General features: G+C 32.7%; 1 protein-coding gene. It reads left to right on the plus strand.

All coding sequences use genetic code 11. The annotated features are described in order from the left end of the window. Positions 1-87 precede the first annotated feature (87 nt). Positions 88-1,110 carry an IS4 family transposase gene (locus tag ACSQ6I_RS07275; protein WP_438889701.1) on the plus strand — a complete coding sequence of 341 codons (1,023 nt, stop codon included), beginning with the start codon at positions 88-90 and terminating at the stop codon, positions 1,108-1,110. Positions 1,111-1,178 lie beyond the last annotated feature (68 nt).

The raw sequence follows: 1,178 nt of genomic DNA on the forward strand, positions 1-1,178 counted from the left end.
GAAGTGTTGAATGTTAAGAAAAGCCTGATAAAAATAGCCCAAAATATGTTAAATTTTGGGCGAAGGATTAAAATATTTTGATTACCCATGATCATAAACTCATTTCCTAAAATTGTCAAAAATATCCTGGGAGGGCTACCCAAAAATGATTATCCTGTTTTGAACAGCCGTCTTTTTGTTGAGTGTTGGTTGGCTTATGCTCTGGATAATAGCTTAACAAGTATGCGGGATTTATTTAAACGATTAAATAATACAGGATTTGATGTAGATATTTCCACATTTTCCAAAGCCAACACTCATCGAAGTCAAGAGGTATTTCAGAAAATATATCATCAATTAAATCAATTAGTCCAGAATAAAGTCCACAAAAAGTTACATGATAAATATGCAATATGTCCAATTGATTCAACAATTATTACATTGACAAGTAAGTTGCTATGGGTGCTAGGTCATCATCAAGTTAAACTGTTTAGTTCCCTGAATTTGGCTACGGGAAGTCCAGAAGATAATTTCATCAACTTTGGTCATAATCATGATTATAAATTTGGCTCAAAGATGATGTCTAATTTACCAGTAGATGCTGTCGGGGTAATGGATAGAGGATTTGCTGGGTTAAATTTTATTCGAGAATTAGTACAAGATAACAAATATTTTGTCTTGCGGATTAAGAATAATTGGAAGCTAGAGTTTGAGACAGAAACTGAACTAGTGAAAATTGGTTCATCAACAGATGCTCAATCTTATAGAGTGATTAATTTTTGTGATTTAGAAACTAAAACTGAATTTCGCTTAGTCACTAATTTACCTACGAATGGAGATGCCGCAGTTAGCGATGATGAAATTAGAGATATTTATCGCTTACGGTGGGGAGTTGAATTGTTGTGGAAATTCTTAAAGATGCATCTAAAACTCGATAGATTAATTACCAAAAATGTTAATGGTATTACCATCCAAATCTATGCAAGTCTGATTGCTTATCTGATTTTACAACTTGTATCTGTTCCCAAACAATGGGGTGAAAAAATATTAGATAAATTTCGCTATTTGCAAGCCTGTATGTGTCAACAAATCAGTTATGTCCATTGGATGGAAGATATTATGAAATGTTGACATTTTCACCCTTGACAATACTACTATACTTGAATATGTAAAGTTTTGTAACGACGTTCAACATTTCT

It is taken from the genome of Anabaena sp. WFMT (assembly GCF_051781005.1).
GTDB lineage: Bacteria > Cyanobacteriota > Cyanobacteriia > Cyanobacteriales > Nostocaceae > Anabaena.